This window comes from Cupriavidus pampae, assembly GCF_914271485.1.
In the GTDB taxonomy this organism is placed as follows: Bacteria; Pseudomonadota; Gammaproteobacteria; order Burkholderiales; family Burkholderiaceae; genus Cupriavidus; species Cupriavidus pampae.
Map to the genome: position 1 here is coordinate 86,770 of NZ_CAJZAG010000016.1, position 25,555 is coordinate 112,324.

Sequence of the window (25,555 nt, forward strand, 5' to 3'; positions counted from 1 at the left end):
TGGCCAGAGATAAGTCCAGCCTACCGGCGGCGCGCCAATGTCAAGGCTGCCAGTGGTCTGGCACGCCATCGATGGCCTTGCCGATGAATTCGTGCAGATCGAGCAGCGGCCAGTCTTGCTCGGCCAGCGCTTCCTCGGCGATCTCGGCGCATAGCGCGGGCACCGGCTCGAAGCGAACCATCGGGGCGCCGTCCACATAGATGATCTTCGCGCGCTTGAGCAGCTTCTGGTATCGCGTCGCCTGCGAGATGACGGTCTCGGGGGGATCGACGTGCATAAACTCGTACCCTGGCTGCGCGAGCGCTGCAGCCATGGCCGACAGCTGCGGGCCATTCGTTGCCCAATCGGCCGCTGTGGTCGACGCGACTAGATTCAGGAAATATGGAATGTCGGAGGCGGTCAGCGCGCGACGCGCGGTCATGGAGATAGCTGTTGCGTCGGCCGGCCGGTGCTCCACACGGTTGTTCCAGATCGCGCTGAGCTGGGTGAATGCGGCATCTCGATTTTTCCCGTCCATGTCGATGGGTGGGGTAGAGATCCCGCATTCTTCGCAGACGATCAGTGCCTGCAGTCGCCCCGCGATGAAGAGGGGGGCGCCGTCGCAGTGGGCGCATTGGAGGAGGCCGCTGGGCATTGCGCGAATCCGGATCTTAAAACCCGGAATTATGCCTGCCCGCGGCCTCTGCCCGTCAGGCGAATGAGGCGAGTTGTTCGATAGGCGGCCGTTCGACACCCCACGAGTCGCCAGTCACGCTCAAAACATCGTGGCGTGCAGTGGTCTGGAAGCCGTGAAGCATCTCCGCGTGATCGCGCAGGGCTGCCCCGATCTGCCAGAATTCATTGAGCCAGCTTCCGGGCGGGCCCATCGGACCACCGTTGCGGCCTGTTGTGATCGCCCCGCGGATGGCAAGGACAGTTTCCGGTTCTGGATACTCGGATACCTCGTCGATCGTTGTCAATCGTCGAACTCCACCAAGCCAGTGAGCGAGCTGATCGAGGCGAACCATGCGTCCACCACCTTGTAATCGGTCCGATCGACTACGAAGACTCGGCCGTCTTTCGCACGGAGGAGGATGTCCGTGATGGTGTTTCCGCACTTGCCGATGAGGCAGACACCCTCCTTCTCGAGATCGCGATCTTCGGTTTCGCCAATGATCGCTTCCGGCGCGTAGATAGAAATCCCGTCGCCCCGCAGCCCGTTTGGGTGCGCGGCGAGGAACGTGGCGAATTGTTCGGGAACGGGTTGCCTGAAGGCAGCTTCAAACCAGTCTGCAAATGTACGGGGCATGCGTTGATCCTTATCTAGTTCGGCTGACGCCGTCGGTAAATGACAGTCTTAATTGATTCGGGCGGCCTCGGGCACGCTACGCGGCGCCACGCTCCTGCGCATGACTGGAAAGGCGTCGTGCAGTACACCATCGAGCAATCGGCCAGTTGCCTTCTTACCGGCACGGTGAACCGTGGCCCAATGATCGGCACTGGATGCGCCAGTCGGATAGTTCACGGCTTCATGTCCGCCTTCGACGACGCGTCCGTCCAATGCGACTGCGGCGGTCCGGAAGCGGCCAGCACCGAAATCGCCGGAGCCCGGCGCCCACTCGCCATGCTGCTTGTACAGGAACGGAATATCGGCGGCTGCACACTGATCGCGCAAGGCGCGCGGCCATGCGGGGTGGCTCGGACGGGCTTTGGGGCCGCTCTCGCCGCCGGCGATGATCCAGTCGATGGCGCCGGGGTTGTACTCGCTGCCTGAGGTGTGCAGCAGTTCGCCGGTGAGTGTCGAGAAGACTTCGACCTGGCCGAGCTGTGGCTCGATGGACAGGAAGCGGACCCTCGCCGGCACACGAAGTAGTTTCGGAATGTCGCGATCCGCTTCAGCCTGGTTCACGACCGTTGCCCCGAGCCAGATATCGGCGGGGGCATTCCCGGCGATCCATGTCGCCAGCCACGGCACCAGCGGATTCTCCGCACAGTCACCTCTCAGCACGAGGGTATCGAACGCTTCACGGAGCCGCTTCATGGCGTTGCCGATGCGTTTCGACAGGACGAGCTTGTCGAGGTTTGGCGTCTGCCGCCAGACGTCTAGCATGTCAATGAACCACTCGATCGGCACCTCGTTGTCGAAGACGTCGGAGAGGCTTGCACAGAAGACACGCTGCCGGCGGCCGCGTACTACGGCGAACGCAGCATGCGCGGCGTTCCAGCGGACCATCTTTCGCCAGTTCGAAGGGGACGTGCGTCGGCGTGGCGCACCCGGTCCCCAGTTCACGGCGTGACCGCCCGCGAAGCGCGCGTTGCGCGTCTCTGCGTAGCAGAGATCGCAGCCGGGGCCGACCTTCTGGCAGCCTTCCCATGGATTCCATGTGTGGTCAGTCCACTCAATGTTGCTGTTCTCGCTCATTGCATTTCATCCTCGAACAGGTCCCGCGTGCGGGTGTCTCGATCGGTGTCTCGGTTGGTGTCTTTGTTGGTGTCGCTGGGAACTGGCTGACGCGCGGCGTCACCGGATCCTTGCTCGACCACGTGTTTGGCGGCGATGAGACGTTCGCAGTGCGGGCATCGCCTGTAGCCGCGCGGGACGTCGCGAACCTCAATCCATCGACCGCGTGACCGCATACGGCGGGCGGTATCACGGGGTGAATGACCGCACAGGGATACGTCGGACTTGGGGTCGATCGTGTGGATGTAGTGGCCACCATTGGCGCGGGCGAGATAAGGGGCCGTCCGGGCATTGCGAGCGAACGACTCGACCTCGCGTCGCAGCGTGGCCACGCAGCTCCAGTGGCCACCGGTCGTCGTGTGCCAGCCCTGCGAGTAGTCGACGGCCTTGCCACACAGCCAACACGTGCCCGCGTCGCAATGCTCTTCGATGGTCTTGCCGAAATAGCGGTCGTCTGTAGGCATGGTTAGCTGGCAGCGCGTGGGCGCTCGGCCTCGTGATAGATACCAGTGCCGCAGTAGGCGCAGCCGAGATGCTCGCGCTCGGCCGCCTCTACCTCATCTGCAGGCGGCGGGCAGCGCGGATGTATGTTCGCGCGCACCAGCAGCTCCACGAGTCGGATCGAGACCAGCAAGCGATCATCGTCCGTGGCCTGGCCCAGTAGATCTGCCGCAATGAGAGCGGCGACCTGGTTCACGAGGTGCAAGGGTGGGGAGTACATCGCGTCCCGGCCGCCGCTCGGTAGCGGCTTAGGCGCATCGGCCCGTTGCGCGGCATTCAGCGTTTCGCATACCCAACGCACGATGCCGGCTTTGATGTCGTCGGCGGGATTGGTGTCGAAGCTCTCGCTGAAGATGCGCAACGTGCCGCAGGTGACGACGCCGTTGTTGCCACGCCAATGGCCAGTGAAGGGCGGTGGGGCGGACGAAGCGGATGGAGTGGCCAGCAATCGGGGAGCGGCTGAGCAGGTGGCACGAATGAGCGCCATATCGCGTCGGCAGGCCTGTGCGGTGGCGGAGTCAGCGGACACAGCTAGCAGGCCGCATGCCGGGTCCAGCAGCGCATCCATACGGTCGAGCGCATTCTGGACGTTGGACGCCCCGGCGGAGGGCGGAGGGGGCAACGGAGGAAAGGACAGGTGCATGGTGGCGGAGAAGTGTTTGACCCCTTCAGCCTATCTAGCCGTTGGTAAAGTCAAGTCGCCGTCGCGTCTATCCGCCCGTGGGCACCTTCGCGAGCCCAAACCGAACGGCCGCGTCGCGCAGCTGGGCAGCATCGACCCTGTCCGCGGCGATCGCATCGAGCACGATCTGCGCAAAGCCGTGCAGCGAGGCCAGCTCTTCGCTGATCGCGCCATGGATGTAGAGATAGAGCCCGTTGGGCATGCGGCGCACGGCGGTCGTCTCCCGCACCATGCGCTCGAGCAGCGGTTCAGCGGTCGAGGGCTCTACGCCTAGATGACGCTGCAGCAGCGCGGCGGACGCCGCACGATGCTGGTGGACCAACGCCAGCGCCTTCTGGAACAAAGCTTCTGCGTTCATTGCGTCTGGCCGCCCTTGCTCAGGTCGAGGCCATCGATGGGCGTCTCCAAGGCGTCCCATTCGATGCACGGGATCCCATGCTGACGGTAGTGCTGGCGCTTCGCGGCCATCCGCGCGTCATACTCGGGGTTGCCTGACAACCCGAGCACCTCGATGACGACTTCGGGGTTGACGTCGGTCAGCACAAAGTCAGGATGCACCGGCGCGCGGCCGATGTGGCGCAGTGGCTTGCGGAATGCCCGGCCATGGGCAACAAGGTAATCCGCCATCGCGACCTCGTGCGAGGAATCGCAGGGCAGGAACTGGCGGTTGGCCAGCATCGCAGCGATATCGACGACCGTGAGGTAGCCGGACCGGGACTTCTCGATAAGCATCACGATGATGCATCGCTGGTCGGGCTTATCGATCGCCGCCAGCGCGCCGCCAAACGATGCCTGCAGGCGCGCGTAGATGTCGGCCGACATGAAGTAGCGTTGGCTGTTCTGGCGCAGCGCAAGCTTGCCCCCGTATTGGCTCGCCCCGTGCGACTCAAGCTCGCCGATCAGAATGCCACGCGGGTTACAGGACGCGGTCGAGGTGAGCCGGGCCTGCCACGCGTCGAACGCCGCGAGGATGTCGGCCTTGCGAGCGGGCTCCCATCGTTCCATCACGTGCAGCAGATCCGTCGCTGGCTTGCCGTTGATACGACCGTCGGCCAGTTCCGAAGTCAGCTGCGACCAGCAAGCGCTCCAGCCGCGCGAGCCGGAGCCCGGCCAGACGTTGAGGCCAGCCTGTTCCCATGCGTACTCGAGGAAAGACAGCAGGCCGGCAGATCGCCGTTGCGGTTTGCTGGATTGGCCAGTGGGTGTGCGTTGCACGGTTTTCGTCGGCGTATGCGTGGACGCGACGAGCGTCACATCGAGCCGCATGTCATGACGACCGTCGCGCATACGGAAGGCATCGAGGCTGTCCGCCGTGCCACCATTGGCTTGCGCCTGCCGGTGGAAGGGGCAACTGCCGCCGTGGTGATGGGCCTGTTCTGGCCAGCGGGCGAGCAGGAAAATCTTGCGATGGCGTCGGATGACGAGCTTGGGGCGAGGCCGGGCGGTGGTACAGCCGCACTCGGCAAAGCCCTGAGTTGTCTTGGCGCGCTCGAGCTGCCGGGCATAGCGGCCCGGATCGTCCAGCACGTCGTCGAGCGGGAACTCGGACCCGCCAATGCGCACGGTGATCATATGTGTTCTCCTAAACTCCGGCGTCCCGGAACATGGTGTACAGATCGCGACGAATTTCGCTGATATCGAGCAGATGCTTCGCGCGGGATATGGCCACATACAACAGCCGCTTCTCCTCGGCGGTCATGGTCATCTTTCCGTCATCGCCGTGTTTGAATTTGAAGTCGCCTGCGAGCTGCACGCGATCCCATTCGAGGCCTTTGGCGCGGTGCACAGTCGAGACGATGTAGTCCGCTTCATTCTCGGGCGACACGCGTGTGAGGATGAGGCGCAGGTAGTCCACGCCCTCGTCGTCGATGAGTTTGACCAGCGGCTTCAGATCGCGGCCGGCGAAGGAATCGGCATATTCCTGGACCTCGTCCCACGACTCGAAGAGCGCGAGGGTGGCGGGGTAGGCCACGCGCTGGCCGTGCATCAGCTGCTCGGCGCCGTCTGCGAAGGCCTGCAGTTCATCCACTTTTGCGCGGACGGCTACGCGATCACCGCGGCCGATGCCTTGAGCGAGATGTGTGAGCACGGTCGCGTTCTTGCGACAGAGGATGGCGTCGAAGCGGTCCCGGCCCGGTACTGACTCGTGCAGGATGCGAGAGGAGACGTGTTCCTGTCCCCGCACCGGCGTATGCTCGTCCATCAGTTGCAGCATGCGGCTCGCCAGCTGTGCGATGGCGGGGCCGAAGCGGAACGATTCGGTGAGAGCGCATTCGGGGGCGCGGATGTGGTCCATGGCGTTGACGGCGCCACGCCACTCGTAGATCTGCTGGTACGGATCGCCGACGTAAATGACTTGCGCCTGCTGCGCGCGGAGTACCGAGAGCATGAGACCGTCGGCGTCTTGTGCTTCGTCAAACAGGATGAAGTCGGCGCCGATACGCGGACGGCTGCGCTCCCAAAGCTTTACATAGACCCCGTGGGAAATTGCGGAAGGGGAGGCCGGGTCGATGTACTCCTCCCACAGCTTCCGGACAGACGGCAGCAACGATTCGCGCAGGCGCTCGGCGTCCTCCTCCTTCACGATCGCGTCAACGGGGATATGCCACGCCAGCGGCTCGGCCTGTGCGGAGCCGCAGAAGCGTGCAACGCCATCCATCACCATCCGAGCGACCTTGCCTGGACTGAGTTCGAGATCTTTGCCGATCGTGGTGGGCAGGCGTAGCTTGCCGAAGCCATAGCGCAGCGCCAGCTGATGCGGGGGTTCGACCGGGTTCTTGAGCTTGCGGGTGATCTCGGGCCGTGTGGCACCGAACGCGAGCGAATGGACGGTGCGGCAGCGGGTGTTCTGCGGGAACTTGCTGGCCGCCTCCGTCGCGATATCTTTGTTGAAGGCGAGGTAGAGGCCACGCGCGCGGCCACGGGCCTCAGCAGCCATGCGCAGCGTCGAGGTCTTGCCGGCACCGGCATACGCCTTGACCTTGACGGTGTCGCCGCCGCGTACCGCCTCGACAACCTGATCCTGCTCGGCGGTCGGGGTCACCGGGGCAGCTCCAGTGGTTGCTGCGTCGGCATATTGCCGTAGCGCTGTGCCATGTACGCGCGCTGCCGTCCGGCAGCTTCCGCGACGCGGCGAGCCTGGTCGCCACTGAGCTCGTCCACCATGTAGCTGAAGTAATTGGCCGTCGTCGGTCCGGTCCATGCGCGCCACTTGCTGCGTACCTCCTGCTTCAAAGCCTCCGGCAACGAGAAGAACCGGGTACGGGCCTCTCGCCAGACGCGTGCATGGAAGGCCCGCTGAGTCGCCTCGAAGCGATCCGACTGGCGCTGACGGCGCGCGAACTCTTCGTCGGCGCCATGCTGCTCGCCGGCTACCTGGTCGGGAAAGAGCGGATAGCGTTCCCGCTCGCGCGTTTGCTTGCGCGCGAAGGCGGACTCGCGGCGGCGGCTGCGTTGGATGGGCTCGTAGCGTTCGAATCGGGTAAAGCGCATGGTGGCTGTGGTTGTGGTGGTCTGAGACCACGTTACCGGCTGGCCCGCAATGTCAAGGCGGCCGGCGAGCGTCGTTCGCCGACAACCATTTTCACGCGAGATTCATTCGGGCTTTGGGGCAAAAGCTATAGAATTTCGGGCGCCTTTCTACCTGAGAAGCACCATGTCCCACCCCCCATCAACGCGGTTCCGTGAGGTTTCGCTCGGCACACGCCCGAAGAGCGAGCCAGAGTTCATTGCGCTCGGGCAGCCGCAATACAGCGATATCGCGCGCCTGGACGCGTTCACGTTCAAGCGGTATCTCGACCGGGTGTTTTGGCACCCGCGACCGGAAGTGCTGCGCTTTGAGGTGCGAGCGATCCCCTCGGAAGAAGGGAGCGTGTACGACGTGGTGGCGCTGGTCGGGCAAGGGGAGGGCGAGGTCTGGTTCTCCGAGGCCGCGGTGCCTGAGCGCTGGGACTACGTGGCCATCAGCGAGACCTCGGATGGGCTTGCGCGGATGCAGCGAGACGAGTTGAAGTCCACGGACAAGCTGCCTGCGGACTATGTGCCCTTCGGCGGCGAAGGCCCGCAGGACTATTCGAAGCTGGAGAACCCCGAGGAGGTTGCGCGGCGACGGTGGGATGTCGTCAATCGCATGCGCGCGGCCAATCGGCTAGCGCGTCGGCCACGAAAGACAGGATCGCTATGACGCTGCAGATTACCTCGCGCTCAGCCGAGTTCCACACCGCTTTGGCTGAGAGCATGAAGCAGTGCGTGCCGACGGACCATCCGAGAGTGTTATCGGCTTACCAGTGCGCCTTGATGTCGCTGGAGCACGCTGCTGGGGCTGTCGCGCTGCTCACGATCGGGATGCCAAACGCGGCGATGGCGCTATTCCGCCCTCAATTCGAAACGTTGATCCGCGGCGTGTGGCTGCTCGAGGCGGCCGACGAGAAATGGGTACGGAAGTATCACGCGCCGCTGACCGAAGAGTCGGCTCGCGCGGGAGACAAGGCACCGGGGCTGAGGGTCATGTTCGACGAGCTTCTAGCGCTTGAGGAGCCGCGAGTCAGGGACATCGTCCGGCATCTGGATGAGTACCGGGAGCAATCGCTGCGGGCGATGAACAGCTTCACCCACGGCGGCATGCATCCCATGTCCCGTTCGGGCAAGGGATACCCGATCGGATTGATTGAGAACGTGGTGCGCTGCGCTAACGGCCTGCTGATCTACGCCGCGCAGATGGCCGCGCTTACCTCGACCGATCCACAATCGAACATGTTGTCTGTGCGCGCCCTGATGAGCGATTTCAAGGACTGCATGCCTGACGTAAAGCTCGGCAGCTGACGCCCCGGTCTTGATCGCGCGGCGCTGGCGCGATACTATCCTCTCGATTCTCCGCGCTACTGCGCATCGACATCGCCGGCGTACCGGCCATCTTGTTTTTCTCTCCCATTGGGGCTTTGTCCCTAATGGGACATGGCTCCATTTTTCTTTGGAGCCATCATGCCCGTTATCAAAACTCGTGAGACTGCCATCGCCGTTGCTGCGTTGGTTTTGATCCTGTTCGTTGCGCTGTTTTTTATCGTGACGACAGCGAGCCTCGCCTTGCTGTACTTTCAATTGACAACGCTTGCGACCACCGTTCTTGCGGTGGCCGTCGCTTGGGTGTTGTCGAAGTTCTCCCATCTCTCGGGCCAGCCGGCCTGACGTCGTTATGCCATCGCACCGCTCATCGCGGTGCGCATTCAGTTCAACCTCAGTGAGAGTCAGCCCGCTAGGGATCTGGCTCTCACATTCTCTTGGGCGTCGTCATGAATCAGCAGCAGTACGCAGCGATTAACGAAGCAAGACGGCTTGCATCCGACCGAATTGCTATTGCGGACGCACACTTTGGGGCATACAGATTTCCCGAAGGTGCACGCCTACACGACCCGGATTTGATCGAACAATGGGACTCCAGTCGGCTGGATCTCTTCAAGAGGACGGTGCGAGTCTGGCGGGATAGCAACGAATGGTGGCATCTTCCTAGCAGGATTGAGTTCAGCGTTCAGTTCCACGGCGACGGCAAGATTGAGTGCCGCGCAATGGAGGGCCAGCTCGCGTTTGGAATGCCCTGCACCCCTGCGGTAGCCAGTGGCCTTCCCGATTACATCTATACGCCCGCGCATCCCGACGAGCACATCGTTTGGGAGGGTGGCAGCGATATTGCCACCTGCAACTCTCTGGCCGATGCGAAGAGGGTTGCTCAGGCAATCCGTTGCTCCGGTTCAAAAGCATGCATCTGGATTAGCAACGGCCCAGAGTTCGACACCGTGTTCACGGAACCGAATATCTAGTTTAGCTACCTCTCTCTCAACCCCGCCGGGATACGTCCCGAAGGGGGCGTTTCCCGGTCTCAAAACCGATTGAAATGCCTCAAGTACATACGCATATTCACGGCTTCGGCACGGCCGCGTACCCATTTCTGCGTAGGTCGGCGCGATGAGTCGCGCCGCAAAACGAAGATTCGAAGGCAATGCCAGCGAGCCTCACAAGGCCTTGCTGTCGCTCTTCAAGCAGTTCGGCCACCGATACTCCGTCCACGAGGTGTTCGCAGATTTCGTGGAGATCGCAGCCCTGTCCATCAGCAATACCGTTGATCGCCACCACGCCGAGGCTCGTGAGAAACGGTACGAAGAGATCATCAAGCGGTACGAGCGCGTGGACCGCGAGCGCTTCCCCCAGATGTTTGGGGCGCTGGTCCAGACGGTCGAGGATTTGGTGCAGGGATGGGTGCCGAACGGCGACGGTCTGGCTGATGTCCTTGGCCAGACGTACATGATGCTCGAGCTCGGGAACGATAAGGCGGGGCAGTTCTTCACGCCATACAGCGTCTCACGGCTGATGGCGCGGATGAACATAGGGGATGGTGCTCCGTTCGTCCAGCGTGATGGCTTCGTGACGCTCAGCGAACCAGCCAGCGGTGCGGGCGGCATGGCGATAGCTTGTGCCGATGCGCTGCACGATGCTGGCCACAACTACCAGCAGACGATGCACGCCACGTGCATCGATATCGATCCGCGTGCACATGACGTATGTCCAGTTGGCGCTGTTGCACATCCCCGCCATCGTCATTCACGGCAACGCGCTGTCGGTGGAGACCTGGTCTACCTGGTTCACGCCGGCACATGTCGTCGGAGGCTGGGGCGAGAAGCTCAGATTTCGCCGCCTGGCCGAGGCCATGCGGGAGCTTCTCCAGAGCCCGAAGCGCGTAGAAGAGGAGGAGGGCGGTGACCGCGAACCAGACGAACGCTCAACGGCCGACGCGACCTCGCGCGCCGGAAAGACGCCGATTCCCCCAGCGGCATTGCGCGTCCTTGTGCCTGACGACCAGCTCGCGCTGTTCTAACCGCGAAACACCCCCGAAATTGGCGAGCTTTTGTCCCCAATGAGGCCATCGTCTGCCGATAAGATGATTCCTGTAGCACGACCCCGCTACAGACTCTCTCAGATGGACCCGTTCCCGACCGCCCTCCTAGTGAGGGCGTTTTTTTTTGATGAGACTCTTGGTGCGTCGCGGTCGCGGGGAGGCGACTCCCCCAAAAGGCGGGGTCTTTGAACTGGCAACTCTGCCGATAGAAAAGATGCCGCGCATTGACGATGGGCGGCGTTCAAACGATAAGGAGAAAATATGCGCAACCAGCGCAATCTGTCTTTCCCGGGGTCCCTTGCCTTGGCATTGCTGACCTCCGCCGTGCTTGCCGCCTGCGGAGGCGGTGGGGACGATGCTCCCGCAGTGCAAGCCACGACTGCAACCACCGGCACGCCCGGTACTCCGGGGGCGGGCACTCCCGGGACCCCGAACCTGCCGGCCAACCCTGTGACGCAGCCGACCAGCGTTGTCTCGCCGGCCTGCTCGGGTTGCGCCGCGGTGGACGCGAACACGTACGCAGGCAGCGGCGTCGGCGTCTGGCAGAACATCAATGCGACGACATCGGCCGTGGACATGCCGATCAGCATCTCCGGACTTACCGGTCAGGATGTGACGCTCGTCTTCACGAACCAGACGGGCACGGCGCAGACCATGCCGACGATCCCGCTGACGGCATCATACTTTCCGTCGGTGGCCGCGAGCTCGCTGCAGTGGGACGATGGCAAGGGCGCGGCCAAACGCCGCATCTCGGACTTCAACCGCGATGGCTGGGCAGCGCTTGCCGGGACCCGTGGTACTGGCGTCAACGGCTCCTCGTTCGGATCCACGCCGCCGCTCCGCGCCGCCTACGCCATCGGCGATACGCGCAACTTCTTTCACGAGGACAACAGCGTTCGCACTACGACGCTGGTGCGCTCGGATACCGCGTCCGATGGCACGGTCGTGAACTTCTGGGTGGAAAGCACCGAGAGCGATCCGACGAAGGTCAGCAACACGATCGTGAATGCGCTCTACGCCGGATTCGTCCCGACCGGGAAGATCTACGACATGCTCAAGCAGACCGGCGGCCCGGTCTGGGGCCCGCATCCGTATTCCGATCTCGTCAGCGGTTCTGTCGCACAGCCGATCGATATCGTCATCCTGAACTTTGACAACGACAATCAACCGTTTGGCCTGGTGGGGTACTTCTACGCGCGCAACGCACTGACCGCAGCAGCGAACGGATTCAGCAACGAATCGGTCTCGCTGTACCTTGACGCGGAGACGCTCTATCTGGGCGGCTCGTCGGGCATGAAGTCGATGCTCCTGACGATGGCACACGAAGGCATGCACATGCAGAACTTCTACCGCCGTGCCGTGGTGAAGGGGCCAACGTACGCCTTCGACACCTGGCTGGAAGAGGGCACCGCGATGATGATGGAGGACTTTGCGAGCCAGTCGATCGATTCGACCTACAACGCCATCCGTGACGTTCGCTTCCCGAACTATGTGGGGTACAAGGCAGGGTCGTACAACTGCAGTCTGCTCACGTGGGACCCGTTCGGCGCGAACTGCGACAGCTACTCGGTGTCCGGCTCGCTGGGTGGCTTTCTCGATCGTCAACTCGGTCTGGCCTTCTATAAGCACCTGCTAACGAACGTCACCACCACCGACTCAGTGGCAGTGCTCGATTCGTCGATCCGCGCGATTGCCCCGACCTCGAGCCTCGGTGAGCAACTGCGTCGGTTCGGCGCGACGTCGGCCTCGCTGATGAAGGCGCCGAGCCCGGGCGGATTCGGCTTCCCGGCGCGGGCAGATGGCGGCTTCACGCTACCTGTGATCGATCCGCAGACGTTGCTGTCGACCCGCACGCTGACTCAGGCGGTACCGGCGACGCTGCAGCCGTACGCCAGCTTGCCCGTTGTGCGCAAGTCCGTGTCTGGCACGTACAGCGAAACGGTCAAGGTGCCCGCGGGCTCGACGCTGTCGGTCGTGATTCAGTAAGCTGGAAGGGGCGGCGCTTGCCGCCTTGATTTCTGTTGGAGGTGTATGCAGAAGATCGTACTTTCGACGGTGGTTGCCCTGAGCCTCGCCGCCTGCGCGTCGGCCGCGACTGAGTCCCAACATCAGACCCTGGTCGGCGAGATCCACATCAAGGGAAATGATCCGTTCCCAGCGATCATGCTTGAAACCGCGGCGCACGACATGTGGGAGCTGGTCGGCATGTCGCTGGCTGATGCCCGTGCGCTGGTAGGGAAGCAAGCGACGGTGGAAGGCGCTGTTCTTCGGGCGCCTGGGCCTGGCGTGTGGTTGCCCTCGATGCGCGTGCGCAGCTCTGCTGCACCTCCCTGATATTCCCGACCGACTCGGTGCTCCCGCGAATACCACCTCGTGTTGACCGCGTTGTTGCCGAGGCTCGGCGAAGAATCGTCGTCGCCAGAGCCGATTGCGGTAAATGGTGCGTGCCACACAGGCCCTCTTAGATGGCCCGTTCGTACCCGCCCCTCCTTGTGAGGGGCGTTTTTTTTGCTCCGTCGAACTGGTGAACGACGCTATCTCTCCTATCGTCTCTCGTCTAAAGTCGGGTATTGGATACTCGCACAAAATCGATTTTTTCCTGAAATAAGAATTCTATTCTTCTCGAACGCCATTGCCGCAACCGGGTCGGATTCGGCCAAAATAATATCGCCTGGGTTGGCGCCACTATTATAGAATTCTGCACTTATGGTACTTGAATACGAAAACTGTGTTGTAGCTATTCTATATGGCGGGTTCGTCGGAATTTGGCCAAATCGCCCGCTTATGTCATTGGGAATTAATAAGCCGATAGCAGCCCACGTGGCTCCTGGCGGTAACGGCACGGCTAAGTGGCAAATTGCACCAGAAGCATTTGCGTCCCCGGTGGAATCAACAACCAGTTTTCGCGGCCCGCACGCTGGGTTAACTCCACCGGAGACGATATTTAAAAGTGGAGAAAGATCCGCCACTAAAGGCGGACGATTATTGCCGGTCACTGTCTTGTAAAGCTTGTTTAGCTCACGCACCCCATTAACGGTCGTCGGATTCGAGCTATCTAGCTTGTAATTCAAGCACCGTTTCGGATTGTTTGTCGACTGGCATTCAGTTGCACATCGGCTCAGTTCGTCCTTGACCGGTTTGCGTTCTGGCTCGGGTTTAAAGGACGCGGGTTGGCAGTTGGGGTCGCCCGTGTAGCATGCACTCAGAACCCGCCAGCTGCGTTTTTCCAAATATCGATCGTCGGTCGGAAACGGCTGCCATTGGCATCCGAGACGGACCGGGGGATCATTGCCTGTGTCAATGTCGTCGGGGCCCCCTTTGACAGTGCCTTTCGGTTTAGCGGGGATAAAAAGAGCATCCACTCTTTTCTGTGTATTTGGAACCCCTCTTTCTATACTCGTTTCGAGCGCGACGACCATGTCTCGCGACTCGTGCATATTGTATAAATACCAATCTCCATCCAGTTCTTCGGGGGTGAGATAGCCATAATCTTTGCCGCCGTTGTAAGATCCGTCGGGACCAGGATCTCGGCCGCAGTTAGGATTTGCGATTGGAATTTTTTCTGCGCAGTCAATCGCTGCAGTGCAGTGAGATACTGGTGTTGGAAACTTCCCCCCGCACGCCAGAAGGGGGAACGCCAATCCGAGGACGGTAAATTTTTTCAGCATATTTTAACCTCCAACCGGAAGGGAGCATTTGGCGTGAGCCAGCGAACGTATCCCCACTGACGGCATGTCTTACCCTCAAGCCACGATAGTAGATATACGAGAAATTGCTAGGCTCGCGCAATCTGACAGCGCTGCAGGTTTTTCTTTCGAAGCCGGATGCATGTCGAAGTCGGTCGGCTCAAGGAAAGGAGAAAAAATGCATTGGCTACTTGGGCGCCCGCGCAGCGCGAGCAGCTGTAAGTGACTTTGACGTTGATCAGAGCGACCTACTGAGTTACTATCCCGAAGCTCACCGCGTCCGAGACGCATCGACTCGCACCGTAAGGTGCCAGCTTCTGCAGTAACGTGATTCGTCCGCTCAGCGCGGCGATTCGCTCTTCCACCCCATCGGGAACCACGTTCCCGGTGCGGCAACGGGTTCCCCATTTCGCGAGAACCCACAAATGAAAAATTCCACCATTGTTGTTGGCAAGATCCGTCCTGGCCGCAATCCGCGCAAGTACTTCGATCCTGTCGAGATGTCTGAACTCACCGAGTCCGTCCGGATCGACGGTGTACTTCAATCCATCCTGATCCGCCCCGTCGAACAGGATGAGAGCGGGCATGAGTACGAGGTTGTGGCAGGTGAACGTCGATACCGCGCGGCAATGGCGGCCCACGGCGATGACTATCCCGTCCCGGTCATTATCAAGGTGATGACCGATGCCGAGGCAGATCGCCATGCGTTGATCGAGAACATCCAGCGTGCGGACATGGCTCCTTCCGAGGAGGCCGTGCAGGCATCCAAGATTGTTGGCCAGCTGCAAGGTGACCGCGATGAAGCGGCACGCCAGCTCGGCTGGTCGCGGTCAACGCTGGACAAGCGCCTGGCACTCATGAACTGCAGTGATTCCGTTCTGGAAGCGCTCAATACCCGTACGATCCAGCTCGGTCATGCCGAGCTGCTGGCGACGCTGGAGAAAGGCACGCAGGAAAAACTGCTGCCTGTCATCGTGAGCGAGAAGAAGGCCGTTGCCGAGTTGAAGAAGACCATCGAAGCCGCCGCGTGCAGCCTCGAGAAGGCCATCTTCGACAAGACGCAGTGCACGAGCTGCCAACACAACTCTTCGTTGCAGACGGAGATGTTTGGCGAGGCGATCGCCACGGGCAACTGTACCAACCGCGCGTGCTACATCGAGAAGACCGACCGCAAGCTCGAAGGCATTGCTTACGGGCTTAAGGACGAGTATCCGGTGATTCGCATCGTGCGGGCTGGCGACAACGAAACCCGCGTTCAACTGCTGGTTGAGGGTGCCACGGGCGTTGGCGAAGAACAGGCCAAGGCTTGCCACGGTTGCCAGAATTTTGGCGCCGCGGTCAGTGGCTTGCCGGGTTCGCTTGGCAAGGTCTACGGCGGCCAGTGCTTCGATACCGCCTGCAATTCGCAGAAGGTCGCAGCCCGCATCAAGGCCGAGCGTGACGCGAAAGCGGCTACGCAAGCGCCCGCGAGCAGCGGATCCACTTCCGACAAGCCTGCCGCCGCCAAGGGTGCTGGCAAGACCTCCGCACCCGCGGAGAAGCCTGCCACGTCGATCAGCGAGTCCGAGAAGCTCAAAGCCTATCGTACCGATGTATGGCGCAAAGCGCTGCGCAAGGAAGTCGCGCAGAATGCCGAGCTCGCCAACGCCTACCTGATCTCGATTGCCCTGCACGGGCTGGCGCGCACCATCACCGGCGACACGATGGGCAAGTTCTTCGAGAAGCTGACCGATCAGAAGGCGTCTTCTACCTTCCCTGGCTGTCTGACGGCTGTGCACGCGTTGGATGCTGGCAAGCGCGAGCAACTGACCGTTGCAACGACCGTGGCGGCGATCGACGGCATGGACGTGACGAGTCTTCGTGATCTGTGCCGTTATCACAAGCTCGATCTCAAACTTCACTGGAACCTGCAGAAATCGCAGCACTTCCTCGAAATGCTCACCAAGTCGGAGATGAAGGTTCTCGCCGACGAACTGGGTATTCGCAAAGCGCTTGGCGATGGCTTTGCCAAGCTGTTCAACAAATCGAAGCCTGAAGTCATCGCTGGCCTGCTGGCGGTGGACGGTTTCGACTACATCGGGAAGGTGCCCAAGGTTCTGGGCTTCTGACCGGCATTCACTCTTCACCCTGCGGATGGGCGCTCATGGCGCCCATCTGTCTTTCCATTTCCCCAAAGGATTTCCCATGTTCTCTGAATTGGTACCGCTCGTTCGCGCGAGCGACAAAGTCGTAATTACGCTCACGATGCAAGGCGACACCATGTCGGCTGTCGTGATGCCTGTGATCAAGAATGCCGCAGATGCCGCGCTGACGACGCCTGTCGTGTTGTCCGCAACGCCGGCAGAGCTGGACGCCGAGTTTGCCAACGCGCTCACGAGCGTCACGGCAGCGCATCGTTCTCTGGCGGAGCAGGCCGAAGCAACGAAGTCGATTCTCGATGCAGCGAAGACCACGCAGTCGTCCAAAGCGACGAAGGCACTGGCCAAGGCGGCGTCGGGATCGGATTCGAGCGAAGGCAACGATGACGATGACAACAATGCGGAAGAGGATGCGGAACGCGGTAGCCCTTCGAAGGGCGACACGCAGACCGAGGCCAAGACCGAACCGGGCACCACGGTGTCCTCGGGCACCGATCTCTCATCCCTGCTTTAAGGAGCTCATCATGGCACTCGAAATCGTCAAGCTGATCCGACAGTTCTCGTACAACGGCATGACGTTCATGGATCCCGGTGCAGCGTTCACGCCGGACCAGGTTCGCGATGTGTACTCCGCTCAATACCCCGAGCTGACAACCGCTGCGGTGGATGGCCCGGAGGTGAAGGACGGTGTTGCTCGATTTACCTTCGTGCGCGCTGCCGGCGCCAAGGGCTATGCGCAAAGCTGATCTGCTGAAGGTGTTGGCTACTGGCCGCTTCGCCGACAACCACATGGAGCCGCCCGAGAGGGCGGTTTTTTTTCATTCTGAGGAGACCCAACAATGCTGTTCGATCCTCGGTCGTTTGTTCCATCGGTCGATGCGGGACGACCCGGATGGGCGTCTGCGCGACAGCATGCCGCTGCCGGACATCGACCTGCCCATGATTTTCTGACGCTGCCCAAGCTCCCTGCGGGCGTGGCCGCCACGGCGCACCTGAGCTTTGGTGATGAGTCGGACGTGAAAGGCCTTGCCATTGCGCAGTTCCGTGCAGGTGTTCTCGATGCGGAGCACGTGTCCAATCCTACCGGCCCTGGCGACGCGTTCGCGCAGGCATTTCATGCATGGCTCGCGCCGCGTATGCCGCAGACGAGAGCGCTCAAGTTCGACTTCGCACTGATTGACCATCAGGCGGCGCTCACCGAGCTCTCGGAGTTCGGTTGGGATCCGAAAGACGAGTCGTCGCTGTACCTCGGTATCCGACTTGAAGAGGAGAACGTGTACACACTCGGGAGGGACCGTGCGCAGGCGTTGCGCGATCTGCACCCGTCACTGGTGTACACGCTGTTTCATCTGGTCCGGGCAGCTACCGGAAAGTCCCTGCATATCCGCACGCCAGACGACCTCCTCGACATGTTCGCGCGGTGGCACTGGGATTACGAGCCGCTGACCGACGACGAAGACGCACGAGAGTGCCTAAAGGAGCGGTTTGGCGAGGGCGATTCGGATATCGAGCGGTGTTTGCCGTCGGTTGTCCGCGCCGAGCTCGCCCCCGATGAGTCTCTGCCGCTATGGCAGCGGATGCAGCCGGCCCGGAAGCTGTCAGCACTGAGTCGCCGCAGGCTTCGGGAGTTGGCGCGGCGCAGCCCCGAGGACTGGCGCGGTCAATTGTGCAGCGCGTTGGCCGACCTGGATCTCGCATTGGAGCGCATGGGGAAGGCGTCGTTGATGATCGGTTCGCAATGGGCCGAGCCTGCCTACGCCGCGGCGACGTTCGCTTACGCGCAAAGCGACTACGTTGGCGAGCTGCTCGACGATCACTACGAGTGTGCTGACAACGGGGGCTATGCGACGTACTTTCAGTGCTTTATTCCGCTCGCTGTAAGGCCCGCGGCCATCCGCAAGCAATACGCGCTTCTCGAAGACACGCTTGGGCTGATCGCATTACTGGATCGGGTCATCGCACATTTCGTTTGAAAGGAGGGCGACATGCCCAAAATTCTGACCGCATCGCGGTCGCATGACGTGGCCCTTCAGGGGGCCATTTTGCTTTATGGGCAGGGGCCGGGGCAGTTTTCCTACGGCACGGCTCACCGCATCGAGTTGGACGCCGCAGGGCGCCCGGTGCTCGGCGCCGGCGTGCCGCTCAATCGTTCGGCCGTAATTCACGCTGTCCGTGAGGTTGCGGCGCACGCGTTGCCCAAGGGTGAGTTCCTGACACCCAACGTGCTGTCGATCAGCGCCAACGCGGTGACTTGGTGGTGCCCTGCTGCGAAGCGCCGCGTGTTCTTCAAGTGCAAGGAGCTTGGCGAGCGCACTGCCATTGTTTCGCACCCCGCGCTGGTGTTTCAGGCTTCCCAGTCCGGCTTCAGCGTCTTTGCGCTGGAGGTCGACGAACGCCCGGAGCCGGACAGCACGCTGTTCGAGCCTCCGTACTTCAACACGTGGAATCGCGGAAAGATCTGCATCGGCTCGGCTCAGGTGCCGAAGCAGATCGACGTGGCTTCGATCTCTGGCTGGGAGGAGGGCTTCTTCAACTCGGCCTTTACCCACCCCAATCACGGCGACAAACGCGTGGAGTACGAACGCGGCGTCTTTGCCTTCTGGAAGGACATGCTCGATGGTCAGTTTCCTGACTTTCCGAAGCAGGTTCTCGTCCCAATGAAACTGAAGCTGGGCGATTTGATCGCCGGCAAAATGGAGAATTAATCATGCATCCTGCCGATATGGCTTTGCAGCAGTCGTTTCCCTCCGTGATGGTGCCGCGCCACGGCGCGTTGCCGCCGCTGGAGCAGTCCGGTGAGCGTCTGCTCATTGCGGCTAACGGTGTGTTCCTCGAGATCGTGCGGCCGTGGCTGCGCGTTGTTCGCCGACTCGGCGAGTTCCAGCATCGCATTGCCATCCCGTATGGCGATGCGACGGAACTGACGGAACTGCGCTGCGGCCGCGTGCCGCCGGCGCTCATCGGTGAGTTTGCCGACATGGCGCGCGCGGCGTATCCGAATGAAACCGGGGCGTTCGTGGTCTGGAATGCTAGTACCGAACAGTTCCGCCTGATTCCGGTGCGAATCCTGACGCAGGGTACCGGCCATCTCAAGTACGACCGTCCCGAGCTCGGTGTCGATGATGTCTTGGTGGTCGACTGCCATTCTCATGGTCGCTACCCGGCATTCTTCTCGGCAACGGACGATGCGGATGACCGGCACGACGTGAAGTTCGCGTTCGTGATCGGCAACTGCAATGCGGCGGTACCATCGCTGGCCTTACGTCTATGCGCCAAGGGCATCTTCGAGAACGTCGAGCGGGTCCCGCATGGTTGGTACGACGCGGCGCGCGCGGAGGTGCTGGCATGACCTTCGTCCATCGCATTCCAGAGCACATGCTGCATCGGGCCTGGAGCGTATCCGTTGTGGGTGCCGGCGGTACCGGCAGCGCATTGCTGCCGAATCTTGCACGCCTGCATCATGCAATGCTCGAGCTGGGTCACCCCGGCGGCATCGACTGCACGGTCTACGATGACGATACCGTCAGCGAGACCAACGTCGGCCGTCAGGGCTTCTATCCGGTGGACGTGGGCCAGTACAAGGCGCCGTTGATCGTGAACCGGCTCAACAACCTGATGGGTACGCGCTGGGAAGCGCATACCCGGCGCGTCGGGTCCGGAGATCGCTTCGCGTGTGACATGGTGATTGGCTGCGTTGATAGCCGTGCCGCGCGCAAGGCGATTGTGGGTGCCATGCAGCGCGGCACCGGTGGTTACTACCTCGACTGCGGCAACAACGCAGATGACGGGCAGGTGATCCTCGGGCAGGTCGGTGGCGATGCAAAGGAGCGCCTGCCGCACGTTGGCGATCTGTACCCGCAGCTGCTGGATCCGAAAGGAGACAAGGCTGATACCGCGCCTTCGTGCTCGATGGCCGAGGCACTGCAGAAGCAGTCCTTGGTCATCAACATGGCGATCGCTGTGCAGGCGTATAACCTGCTCTGGACGTTGTTCCGTACCGGCACGCTACAGCATTGCGGCGCGTTCGTGAACCTGGCGACGGGGAGAGCGAGTCCGCTGCCTGTTGATCCCGTCGTATGGGAGCGCTTCGGCTATAAGCTTGGCGCACCCAAAGCACGAGCGAAACGCAAGCCTACTCAGTCTGTTTGACCACCCATTCCCGATTCGTCGGGAGTGGCTTTTTTCTTTTGTCGGCCCGTTGCAATCGCGCTTACCTGGCTGCTAATATGCCGCCACACCTCGCGCCTCAGGCGCATCGACTTAGTGGCCACAGCCACACATCTTTCTCATCCCGTTGGGGCACATGCCCTGGCGGAGTGCTCCACATTTTTTTGGAGCACGTCCATGAGTATCCCTGCCGTTCAATCTCAATCGTCTTCAGCCTTTCGCCAGTTCTTCGTGGCGTCTCCAAGGCTACCCAAATCGCTGGTCGCAATCGCATTCTCCAATGGGAAGCCGTGGCAACCGCTGCGCTCCCCATTGTTCACGCGGACTGAAGGTCTCCACTTATGCGAGTACGTACGCGGGCTGGCTTTCGACGAGAGCCGGAACGCGTTTGTGGAGACCGTGCAAGACGGCGTAACGTGGTTCGACGCCGTGCCGCAGGTCCTCGACGGCAAGCTCGTGCAGTTCTACGCCATCGGACCGGACTGGGGCTGGCAACTCGCCGAAGTTGACCGCGTGCCGCGTGGCGACTCGCTCTACGTGAACGTGCGGCCTGCCGCGCTGGAATGGATTCAGGCGCTGGCAGCCGACGCTGACGTGGGTCGTGCTGCGTTCTGCTCCTTCCTCATCGCTGGCTATGTCGAACAGCGCATGGAGCTTAAGCACGCGCTCGACCTCTCGCGCTTCGACGCGCTGCTCTGCATTGCCAGCAAGGCGCCGGTTGGCGCCAACGTTGTGCGTATCGCTGTGGTCGCGGAGAGCTGGATTGGCATTGTGGATGCGCTCGCGCATCTCAGTCCCGACCCCGCGTTCAATGCGCTCGCGCAACAGACCCGGCGCGAACGCATTGTTGATGCCATTCTCGACCAGCTGGCCCGCGAGATCGGCGGCGTCTGATTTTTTTCTCTAATCATTAAACCCATGCGGGGCATCGCCCGCAAGGGAGTGCTCCGCCAACCTCAGGAGCCTTGCAATGCCTCAGATTACCCTTTCCCGCACTCAAGTCGCATCCCTCGTCGCATTCTGCGACGCCGCCGGATCCAGCACGTTCTTTATCGCGAAGGATGAGGGAGCCTACGTTGGCTACAGCACGGGGGCAACACCCGATAAACAATGCATTTTTTACTTCAAGGGTTGCAATCCAGCGAAGGATGCAGATTTCTACGAGAACACTCTGCGCATGTTCGGCGGCGATGATTTCGGGGAGCATATGCAACTGTCGGACTTGCGCAAGGCGTTGGAAGATCCGGCGATGAAGACCGTTCGCATCAAGCTGACAACCACATCGATTCGCATGGAGGCTTTCTCCTGATTCGAATGGGTTGCCGTCAGGCGAGCACGCTGTTAAGATTTAAACACCTACCGCGTCTCAGACGCATCGACCTTTCCGGTTGTATAGCCGGACATCTGTTTTTCTCTCACCTACGGGCCACCACGCCCGTAGGCATGTTGGCCCTTCTTTTTTTCCAGAGGCCATCATGTTCAAGCGTATCGCTTCGCTTTTCCTTGCTTCGATCATCTTCACCGGCTGCGCAGCTCAGCAGACGTCTCCGAACAGCTATCGCAGTTCGGAAGCGCTCCGCACGGGTTCCGCGGAAGTCGTCACCGTCGTTCGTCTCCGTCAGGTCACGATCGTCGAAAGCGACGGCTACTCGTCGGCCAACAGCGGTATCCCCGGTGTTGTCGGCGCGTTGGTCGGTGGATTGCTCGGCGCGCGTGTGATTGGCGGCGGCAATGGCCGCTATGTCGCAGGCGCGATGTCCGGCACCGTCTCCGCGGTGCTGGCACAGGGCGTTGCATCGCAGCTCAACCGGCGAGCCGGCGTGGAAGTCATTGTCCGCAAGGAGAATGGCAGCCAGATCGTCGTCACGCAGGATGCGGATCAGCAGTTCGCAACCGGGCAGCAGCTGTACCTGGTGTCGTCCGGTAACGGCTACCGTCTTACGCGTTAAGCGGACTCCGGTCGGAGTTCCATCTCGTTCTCTCCCGCGCGGCTTGCCGCGCGGGCCAACCCCCTAGCAAGCCCGAGAGGGCTTGCCCAAGCCCCGAGGCTTCGGCAAGTCGCTTTCACCCGCGTCCATCGACGCATCGACCCTGTCCGGCACTGCCCGGACCAACCCAGTTGGGACACTCGTCCCGCAGGGAGGGGGTGTCCCGTTCTTACTTTGGATACCCATGAAACTCCCCAAATCTTTTACCCGTCGGCATCCGCCGACTCATTCCGCTGCATGCGAAGTCGTCCGTCAGGATGCCTGCCGCGTGCTGCGTCGTTTCGCCGGTGACATGGCGCTGCGCCCACGCGATTACACGATCCATGAACATCGCCAGCGTCGTCGCGATGTGAACGTGTTCGCATTGCACACCGATTCGTTGCTGGTCGAGATTCAACACCCTGCCGGCGCGGAGGGTGGCGTGCGCATGTCCTACCGGACGTGCCGCAGCCGGGATGATCTGACCGGTGGCCGTGACAACGCGGTCACCATGGAGTCGTTGGCCAGCGACCAAGGCTATGCCGATCTCGTCGCCACGCTTCGCGTGGTCGCCGGGCGTCGTCGTTAAGGGGAATCTATGTCTACGCTCATCAAGGTGACTTTTCTCGCCACGTCGGGGGAAGAGGTATCTGGCAAGGCGAAGATCGATCGCCCCAAAGGCCTCGTAACGTTGCCGACGCGCATCTCGGCGTCCATCGACCGCGCCAAATCGGCGGGAGAGGGGTTCGAGGTCGTGGCCCATGACAACGGGTACTTGTATCCGTTGTTGCATGTGTCGGGCAGTCAGTACCGGCTGGACGCAAGTTCCCGTCAGCGCCATGGGCTTCTGAGCCTTGCCTGGCGTGCGATCACGGCGCCCCATAAGGATCAACGCCAGCAGTATGGGCGTTTCGCCCATACGCTCTCAGCGGCCGCGCTGATCGGGTTCGTCGGCTATGTCAACTCGGTTCCGGCCTGGTCGCTTTATGCCGCGTTGCAGGCGTTCTGCCTGTTCTCGGGTGGTGTTGTATTATTCATGGCAGGAGCAGTCCTAGCCAAAGGAGATTGACATGATGGGCATCGTAGTTCTGATCTTATCGGTCGGCATTTCGGCGTTCTTGCTGTGGGCAGACCGCAACGGCCGTCGCGTCCACAAGGACTGAGGCCACAACCTTCTCAGGAGCCGATTCGTCGGCTCACCGCTTGAACGCGTCCCTCGGGGCGCGTTTTTTCTTTTCCACACCCACACGGGAGGCGTCCCGTTAGGGCGACTCCCCTCCAAAGGAGTATCCCGATGGACGCAACCACCGTCTATGGCGCCGGCCTGGCCAGCTATCCCGCTGGCGTACTGCTGCGCGCATCCGTGTATTCGACCAACCTGCGCGCCGCCATCTCGCTCGTCTGCGCCGATGACGGCATGCCGTACGGCGCGCTGTCTGTGAACCTGCCGGAGACCGAGCTTGCCGATGACGAGATTCTCGTCGCGGCGGACTGGAACCTCCCCGCCGATCTCAAGGCGGCATTGCTTGCGACTGGGAAGTTCGTCCAGACCGGGCGCTGGAGTCAGGTTGGCCACGGTCGTGGCGAGATCTGGCGCATTGCTGATGCAGAGATGCTTTCCCATATCTCAGGGGTGCGGATCGTCGCCACCCGCGGCAAGCCGATGCGTCGCGCAGCCGCTGCGGCCGCAGCCTGAGCCAACATTCCTTCCAACCCATTCGGGGCACGTCCCCGAGTGGGCGTGCTCCGTCTCTGGAGCGACCCATGTACATGATCCATATCGGCCAGCGCGCCGAGCACCGCACGACGCTCGCCGGCGTGCTCGAGTATCTGAACGCCGATCGCGACGGCCGCGCGGTACCGCGCCTCGAGGACATCGCGGTGCGGCACATTGAACGCGGAGAGATTCCCATCGAGCGCCTCAGGTCCGGCAGTTTTGCCGTTCGAGCCAAAGGCACCCGACGCGGGATCATCAGCGCCATCATCGATGAGGTGGATCGGTTCATCGTCCGACCGCATGGTGTGGTACTACGGCCGCACGAGATGAGCCGCGCATCCTGGGGCGCCGTCGTTGCAGCTGGCCGTCTCGGATACTTTCCGGAGGAGGCTATCGACATGTCGCACGATGACGCGGGCCCGCTCTTCCAGACGGCTGATCTCTTCGAAGAGAAAGGGGCGTTCGACATCGCCGCTTACGTCCACGCTGAGTTCATTCGCCGCTTTGGCTTTGGCACGAACGGACTGCAGTATGACGCCGACCAAAGCCCGAACAGCCGGCACGAGGTCCACGTTGCCTACGCGCTGGCGCGCGGGGACAAGGTGCGCGACTGCGTGATCAACACGTATCGCGAGCACCCGGACTACGGCCGCCATGATCTTTGGCTGCGCCCGTTGGTCGAAGTGCCTGCGCTGCGTGGCGCGCTATCGCTCAGCGTATTGCGGGCGCTGTGCAGCGTGATGCGTGGCGACAAGCTCGAGATCACAAGTCAAAACGTTGGCAAACTGCTCTCGGCCCTGCGCCATGTCCCCCGCGAGGGAGGGCTTGTGGACGTCGATGACGCGCTTTATGCCGCAGGCATTCTGTCCGTACGCTCGATGCCGGCTCTGCAGCCGCTCTCGGGCGAGCACGCGAGGCCGGTCACGCCTTTGGCCGCACGCATCCAAGCCGATATCTTGCAGCGCCAATATCGTGAGAGCGTCGAAGTTGCCCAGTCCGAGCGCAACGCCCGGAGCATTAGCCTGCGTGAGTTCGATCGCCGTACCCGCGCGGCTGCGGTACACCGCGACGGCCACGGCTTCGAATGGTCAAATCGCGTCGCACTGGCGGTCATGCAGCGTGACATTGCGGCCGTCTTGCAGATCTTCGATAGCCCCCGGGATTGGAACACTGACACCAAGCGCGCACTACGCGACGAGCTCGGGATCTCCGCAAAGGCCGCGACATGCGCTTCGCCGGATCATAGATTGAACGGTGCTGAGGTGGTCGTTTCAGGCGTGTGCCCCGGCTAAGTCCGGGGCTTTTTTTTGGTTGCGTTATGCAAATCCCTACGAACAATACGGTCGGACAGATCGCGATGATTTGCGAAAT

Annotated in this window: 33 protein-coding genes and 1 pseudogene; 22 read left to right on the plus strand and 12 right to left on the minus strand. The window is 61.7% G+C overall.

The features are described from left to right. Window positions 1–40: 40 nt before the first annotated feature. The 10 genes from LDO41_RS31260 to LDO41_RS31305 form a co-directional block, all read right to left on the minus strand. A complete protein-coding gene (locus LDO41_RS31260; protein ID WP_223995320.1) occupies window positions 41–634 on the minus strand; it encodes a hypothetical protein in 594 nt (197 codons plus the stop codon). 55 nt (window positions 635–689) lie between these two features. Then, window positions 690–959 (minus strand): hypothetical protein, encoded by a 270-nt coding sequence (locus LDO41_RS31265; RefSeq protein ID WP_223995322.1) that lies wholly within the window; start codon window positions 957–959, stop codon window positions 690–692. Beyond that, window positions 956–1,288 (minus strand): hypothetical protein, encoded by a 333-nt coding sequence (locus LDO41_RS31270; protein WP_223995325.1) that lies wholly within the window; start codon window positions 1,286–1,288, stop codon window positions 956–958. Before LDO41_RS31270 ends, LDO41_RS31265 begins: the two co-directional genes overlap by 4 nt. Window positions 1,289–1,336: 48 nt before the next feature. Further along, on the minus strand, window positions 1,337–2,401 hold the full coding sequence (locus LDO41_RS31275; protein ID WP_223995327.1) for a phage Gp37/Gp68 family protein: 1,065 nt from the start codon (window positions 2,399–2,401) through the stop codon (window positions 1,337–1,339). Beyond that, window positions 2,398–2,904 carry a hypothetical protein gene (locus LDO41_RS31280; protein ID WP_223995328.1) on the minus strand — a complete coding sequence of 169 codons (507 nt, stop codon included), beginning with the start codon at window positions 2,902–2,904 and terminating at the stop codon, window positions 2,398–2,400. The genes LDO41_RS31275 and LDO41_RS31280 overlap by 4 nt, the downstream gene beginning before the upstream one ends. Window positions 2,905–2,906: 2 nt before the next feature. After that, window positions 2,907–3,509, minus strand: a complete 603-nt coding sequence (locus tag LDO41_RS31285) for a hypothetical protein (RefSeq protein WP_223995329.1) — start codon at window positions 3,507–3,509, stop codon at window positions 2,907–2,909. Between the two features lie 142 nt (window positions 3,510–3,651). Beyond that, the gene (locus LDO41_RS31290) at window positions 3,652–3,981 is read right to left on the minus strand and encodes a hypothetical protein (RefSeq protein WP_223995330.1); all 330 of its coding nucleotides are present in this window, start codon (window positions 3,979–3,981) and stop codon (window positions 3,652–3,654) included. Next, entirely contained in the window at window positions 3,978–5,195 is a 1,218-nt protein-coding gene (locus tag LDO41_RS31295) for a DUF1173 family protein (protein ID WP_223995331.1), read from the minus strand. The genes LDO41_RS31290 and LDO41_RS31295 overlap by 4 nt, the downstream gene beginning before the upstream one ends. Window positions 5,196–5,205: 10 nt before the next feature. Next, window positions 5,206–6,666 (minus strand): 3'-5' exonuclease, encoded by a 1,461-nt coding sequence (locus tag LDO41_RS31300; protein ID WP_223995332.1) that lies wholly within the window; start codon window positions 6,664–6,666, stop codon window positions 5,206–5,208. Continuing rightward, window positions 6,663–7,115, minus strand: a complete 453-nt coding sequence (locus LDO41_RS31305) for a hypothetical protein (RefSeq protein ID WP_223995333.1) — start codon at window positions 7,113–7,115, stop codon at window positions 6,663–6,665. The genes LDO41_RS31300 and LDO41_RS31305 overlap by 4 nt, the downstream gene beginning before the upstream one ends. Before the next feature lie 163 nt (window positions 7,116–7,278). On the opposite strand from LDO41_RS31305, the gene LDO41_RS31310 reads away from it, so the two are divergent. The 4 genes from LDO41_RS31310 to LDO41_RS31325 all read left to right on the plus strand — a co-directional run bounded on the left by LDO41_RS31310 (window position 7,279) and on the right by LDO41_RS31325 (window position 9,436). Continuing rightward, entirely contained in the window at window positions 7,279–7,806 is a 528-nt protein-coding gene (locus tag LDO41_RS31310) for a hypothetical protein (protein ID WP_223995335.1), read from the plus strand. Continuing rightward, complete coding sequence (locus LDO41_RS31315; protein ID WP_223995337.1) at window positions 7,803–8,444, plus strand: DUF6988 family protein; 642 nt, start codon at window positions 7,803–7,805, stop codon at window positions 8,442–8,444. The genes LDO41_RS31310 and LDO41_RS31315 overlap by 4 nt, the downstream gene beginning before the upstream one ends. A 159-nt stretch (window positions 8,445–8,603) precedes the next feature. Then, window positions 8,604–8,807, plus strand: a complete 204-nt coding sequence (locus tag LDO41_RS31320) for a hypothetical protein (protein WP_223995339.1) — start codon at window positions 8,604–8,606, stop codon at window positions 8,805–8,807. Between the two features lie 104 nt (window positions 8,808–8,911). Then, window positions 8,912–9,436, plus strand: coding sequence for a hypothetical protein (locus LDO41_RS31325; RefSeq protein WP_223995341.1), 525 nt, complete (start codon window positions 8,912–8,914; stop codon window positions 9,434–9,436). Between the two features lie 97 nt (window positions 9,437–9,533). Here the strand turns inward: LDO41_RS31325 and LDO41_RS31330 are convergent, their stop codons facing one another. After that, window positions 9,534–9,749 carry a hypothetical protein gene (locus LDO41_RS31330; RefSeq protein ID WP_223995389.1) on the minus strand — a complete coding sequence of 72 codons (216 nt, stop codon included), beginning with the start codon at window positions 9,747–9,749 and terminating at the stop codon, window positions 9,534–9,536. Window positions 9,750–9,992: 243 nt separating this feature from the next. Between LDO41_RS31330 and LDO41_RS34190 the strand changes: the two are divergent. From LDO41_RS34190 to LDO41_RS31350, 4 genes and pseudogenes are all read left to right on the plus strand, one after another. Further along, window positions 9,993–10,124: pseudogene (locus tag LDO41_RS34190) on the plus strand (N-6 DNA methylase); the annotation flags it as partial. A 43-nt stretch (window positions 10,125–10,167) separates the two neighbouring features. Beyond that, entirely contained in the window at window positions 10,168–10,488 is a 321-nt protein-coding gene (locus LDO41_RS31340; protein ID WP_223995390.1) for a hypothetical protein, read from the plus strand. Window positions 10,489–10,770: 282 nt separating this feature from the next. Continuing rightward, entirely contained in the window at window positions 10,771–12,495 is a 1,725-nt protein-coding gene (locus tag LDO41_RS31345; RefSeq protein ID WP_223995343.1) for a M30 family zinc metallopeptidase, read from the plus strand. Window positions 12,496–12,540: 45 nt separating this feature from the next. Continuing rightward, window positions 12,541–12,843 carry a hypothetical protein gene (locus tag LDO41_RS31350; RefSeq protein WP_223995345.1) on the plus strand — a complete coding sequence of 101 codons (303 nt, stop codon included), beginning with the start codon at window positions 12,541–12,543 and terminating at the stop codon, window positions 12,841–12,843. A 209-nt stretch (window positions 12,844–13,052) separates the two neighbouring features. On the opposite strand, the gene LDO41_RS31355 is transcribed toward LDO41_RS31350, so the two are convergent. Continuing rightward, window positions 13,053–14,177: a hypothetical protein gene (locus LDO41_RS31355; RefSeq protein ID WP_223995347.1), complete on the minus strand. Its 1,125-nt coding sequence runs from the start codon at window positions 14,175–14,177 to the stop codon at window positions 13,053–13,055. A gap of 443 nt (window positions 14,178–14,620) precedes the next feature. On the opposite strand from LDO41_RS31355, the gene LDO41_RS31360 reads away from it, so the two are divergent. The 14 genes from LDO41_RS31360 to LDO41_RS31425 all read left to right on the plus strand — a co-directional run bounded on the left by LDO41_RS31360 (window position 14,621) and on the right by LDO41_RS31425 (window position 25,476). Further along, entirely contained in the window at window positions 14,621–16,303 is a 1,683-nt protein-coding gene (locus LDO41_RS31360) for a PRTRC system ParB family protein (protein ID WP_223995349.1), read from the plus strand. 76 nt (window positions 16,304–16,379) lie between these two features. Beyond that, the gene (locus LDO41_RS31365) at window positions 16,380–16,847 is read left to right on the plus strand and encodes a PRTRC system protein E (RefSeq protein WP_223995351.1); all 468 of its coding nucleotides are present in this window, start codon (window positions 16,380–16,382) and stop codon (window positions 16,845–16,847) included. 10 nt (window positions 16,848–16,857) lie between these two features. Then, window positions 16,858–17,079, plus strand: coding sequence for a PRTRC system protein C (locus LDO41_RS31370; protein ID WP_223995353.1), 222 nt, complete (start codon window positions 16,858–16,860; stop codon window positions 17,077–17,079). Window positions 17,080–17,172: 93 nt separating this feature from the next. Then, window positions 17,173–18,306: a PRTRC system protein F gene (locus LDO41_RS31375; RefSeq protein WP_223995355.1), complete on the plus strand. Its 1,134-nt coding sequence runs from the start codon at window positions 17,173–17,175 to the stop codon at window positions 18,304–18,306. A 12-nt stretch (window positions 18,307–18,318) separates the two neighbouring features. Beyond that, window positions 18,319–19,038 carry a PRTRC system protein B gene (locus LDO41_RS31380; protein WP_223995357.1) on the plus strand — a complete coding sequence of 240 codons (720 nt, stop codon included), beginning with the start codon at window positions 18,319–18,321 and terminating at the stop codon, window positions 19,036–19,038. Between the two features lie 2 nt (window positions 19,039–19,040). Further along, the gene (locus LDO41_RS31385) at window positions 19,041–19,682 is read left to right on the plus strand and encodes a PRTRC system protein A (protein WP_223995359.1); all 642 of its coding nucleotides are present in this window, start codon (window positions 19,041–19,043) and stop codon (window positions 19,680–19,682) included. Then, window positions 19,679–20,482, plus strand: coding sequence for a PRTRC system ThiF family protein (locus tag LDO41_RS31390; RefSeq protein WP_223995360.1), 804 nt, complete (start codon window positions 19,679–19,681; stop codon window positions 20,480–20,482). The genes LDO41_RS31385 and LDO41_RS31390 overlap by 4 nt, the downstream gene beginning before the upstream one ends. Before the next feature lie 408 nt (window positions 20,483–20,890). Then, the gene (locus tag LDO41_RS31395) at window positions 20,891–21,394 is read left to right on the plus strand and encodes a hypothetical protein (RefSeq protein ID WP_223995361.1); all 504 of its coding nucleotides are present in this window, start codon (window positions 20,891–20,893) and stop codon (window positions 21,392–21,394) included. 76 nt (window positions 21,395–21,470) lie between these two features. Then, window positions 21,471–21,809 carry a DUF3085 domain-containing protein gene (locus tag LDO41_RS31400; protein WP_223995362.1) on the plus strand — a complete coding sequence of 113 codons (339 nt, stop codon included), beginning with the start codon at window positions 21,471–21,473 and terminating at the stop codon, window positions 21,807–21,809. A 166-nt stretch (window positions 21,810–21,975) separates the two neighbouring features. Beyond that, window positions 21,976–22,449, plus strand: coding sequence for an outer membrane lipoprotein (locus LDO41_RS31405; RefSeq protein ID WP_223995363.1), 474 nt, complete (start codon window positions 21,976–21,978; stop codon window positions 22,447–22,449). 307 nt (window positions 22,450–22,756) lie between these two features. After that, the gene (locus LDO41_RS31410) at window positions 22,757–23,056 is read left to right on the plus strand and encodes a hypothetical protein (RefSeq protein WP_223995364.1); all 300 of its coding nucleotides are present in this window, start codon (window positions 22,757–22,759) and stop codon (window positions 23,054–23,056) included. A gap of 9 nt (window positions 23,057–23,065) precedes the next feature. Further along, window positions 23,066–23,536, plus strand: coding sequence for a hypothetical protein (locus LDO41_RS31415; protein WP_223995365.1), 471 nt, complete (start codon window positions 23,066–23,068; stop codon window positions 23,534–23,536). 225 nt (window positions 23,537–23,761) lie between these two features. After that, window positions 23,762–24,163 carry a DUF4313 domain-containing protein gene (locus LDO41_RS31420; RefSeq protein WP_223995366.1) on the plus strand — a complete coding sequence of 134 codons (402 nt, stop codon included), beginning with the start codon at window positions 23,762–23,764 and terminating at the stop codon, window positions 24,161–24,163. A 68-nt stretch (window positions 24,164–24,231) separates the two neighbouring features. Further along, the gene (locus LDO41_RS31425) at window positions 24,232–25,476 is read left to right on the plus strand and encodes a hypothetical protein (protein WP_223995367.1); all 1,245 of its coding nucleotides are present in this window, start codon (window positions 24,232–24,234) and stop codon (window positions 25,474–25,476) included. Window positions 25,477–25,555: the final 79 nt, after the last annotated feature.

Coding starts and splice junctions, on each gene's coding strand:
- LDO41_RS31345 (WP_223995343.1), top strand. CDS start 10,771: ATGCGCAACCAGCGCAATCTGTCTTTCCCGGGGTCCCTTGCCTTGGCA.
- LDO41_RS31290 (WP_223995330.1), bottom strand. CDS start 3,981: ATGAACGCAGAAGCTTTGTTCCAGAAGGCGCTGGCGTTGGTCCACCAG.
- LDO41_RS31390 (WP_223995360.1), top strand. CDS start 19,679: ATGACCTTCGTCCATCGCATTCCAGAGCACATGCTGCATCGGGCCTGG.
- LDO41_RS31380 (WP_223995357.1), top strand. CDS start 18,319: ATGCCCAAAATTCTGACCGCATCGCGGTCGCATGACGTGGCCCTTCAG.
- LDO41_RS31415 (WP_223995365.1), top strand. CDS start 23,066: ATGTCTACGCTCATCAAGGTGACTTTTCTCGCCACGTCGGGGGAAGAG.
- LDO41_RS31275 (WP_223995327.1), bottom strand. CDS start 2,401: ATGAGCGAGAACAGCAACATTGAGTGGACTGACCACACATGGAATCCA.
- LDO41_RS31385 (WP_223995359.1), top strand. CDS start 19,041: ATGCATCCTGCCGATATGGCTTTGCAGCAGTCGTTTCCCTCCGTGATG.
- LDO41_RS31370 (WP_223995353.1), top strand. CDS start 16,858: ATGGCACTCGAAATCGTCAAGCTGATCCGACAGTTCTCGTACAACGGC.
- LDO41_RS31280 (WP_223995328.1), bottom strand. CDS start 2,904: ATGCCTACAGACGACCGCTATTTCGGCAAGACCATCGAAGAGCATTGC.
- LDO41_RS31405 (WP_223995363.1), top strand. CDS start 21,976: ATGTTCAAGCGTATCGCTTCGCTTTTCCTTGCTTCGATCATCTTCACC.
- LDO41_RS31305 (WP_223995333.1), bottom strand. CDS start 7,115: ATGCGCTTTACCCGATTCGAACGCTACGAGCCCATCCAACGCAGCCGC.
- LDO41_RS31320 (WP_223995339.1), top strand. CDS start 8,604: ATGCCCGTTATCAAAACTCGTGAGACTGCCATCGCCGTTGCTGCGTTG.
- LDO41_RS31340 (WP_223995390.1), top strand. CDS start 10,168: ATGACGTATGTCCAGTTGGCGCTGTTGCACATCCCCGCCATCGTCATT.
- LDO41_RS31355 (WP_223995347.1), bottom strand. CDS start 14,177: ATGCTGAAAAAATTTACCGTCCTCGGATTGGCGTTCCCCCTTCTGGCG.
- LDO41_RS31315 (WP_223995337.1), top strand. CDS start 7,803: ATGACGCTGCAGATTACCTCGCGCTCAGCCGAGTTCCACACCGCTTTG.
- LDO41_RS31285 (WP_223995329.1), bottom strand. CDS start 3,509: ATGGATGCGCTGCTGGACCCGGCATGCGGCCTGCTAGCTGTGTCCGCT.
- LDO41_RS31260 (WP_223995320.1), bottom strand. CDS start 634: ATGCCCAGCGGCCTCCTCCAATGCGCCCACTGCGACGGCGCCCCCCTC.
- LDO41_RS31400 (WP_223995362.1), top strand. CDS start 21,471: ATGCCTCAGATTACCCTTTCCCGCACTCAAGTCGCATCCCTCGTCGCA.
- LDO41_RS31295 (WP_223995331.1), bottom strand. CDS start 5,195: ATGATCACCGTGCGCATTGGCGGGTCCGAGTTCCCGCTCGACGACGTG.
- LDO41_RS31310 (WP_223995335.1), top strand. CDS start 7,279: ATGTCCCACCCCCCATCAACGCGGTTCCGTGAGGTTTCGCTCGGCACA.
- LDO41_RS31270 (WP_223995325.1), bottom strand. CDS start 1,288: ATGCCCCGTACATTTGCAGACTGGTTTGAAGCTGCCTTCAGGCAACCC.
- LDO41_RS31360 (WP_223995349.1), top strand. CDS start 14,621: ATGAAAAATTCCACCATTGTTGTTGGCAAGATCCGTCCTGGCCGCAAT.
- LDO41_RS31365 (WP_223995351.1), top strand. CDS start 16,380: ATGTTCTCTGAATTGGTACCGCTCGTTCGCGCGAGCGACAAAGTCGTA.
- LDO41_RS31420 (WP_223995366.1), top strand. CDS start 23,762: ATGGACGCAACCACCGTCTATGGCGCCGGCCTGGCCAGCTATCCCGCT.
- LDO41_RS31350 (WP_223995345.1), top strand. CDS start 12,541: ATGCAGAAGATCGTACTTTCGACGGTGGTTGCCCTGAGCCTCGCCGCC.
- LDO41_RS31425 (WP_223995367.1), top strand. CDS start 24,232: ATGTACATGATCCATATCGGCCAGCGCGCCGAGCACCGCACGACGCTC.
- LDO41_RS31375 (WP_223995355.1), top strand. CDS start 17,173: ATGCTGTTCGATCCTCGGTCGTTTGTTCCATCGGTCGATGCGGGACGA.
- LDO41_RS31325 (WP_223995341.1), top strand. CDS start 8,912: ATGAATCAGCAGCAGTACGCAGCGATTAACGAAGCAAGACGGCTTGCA.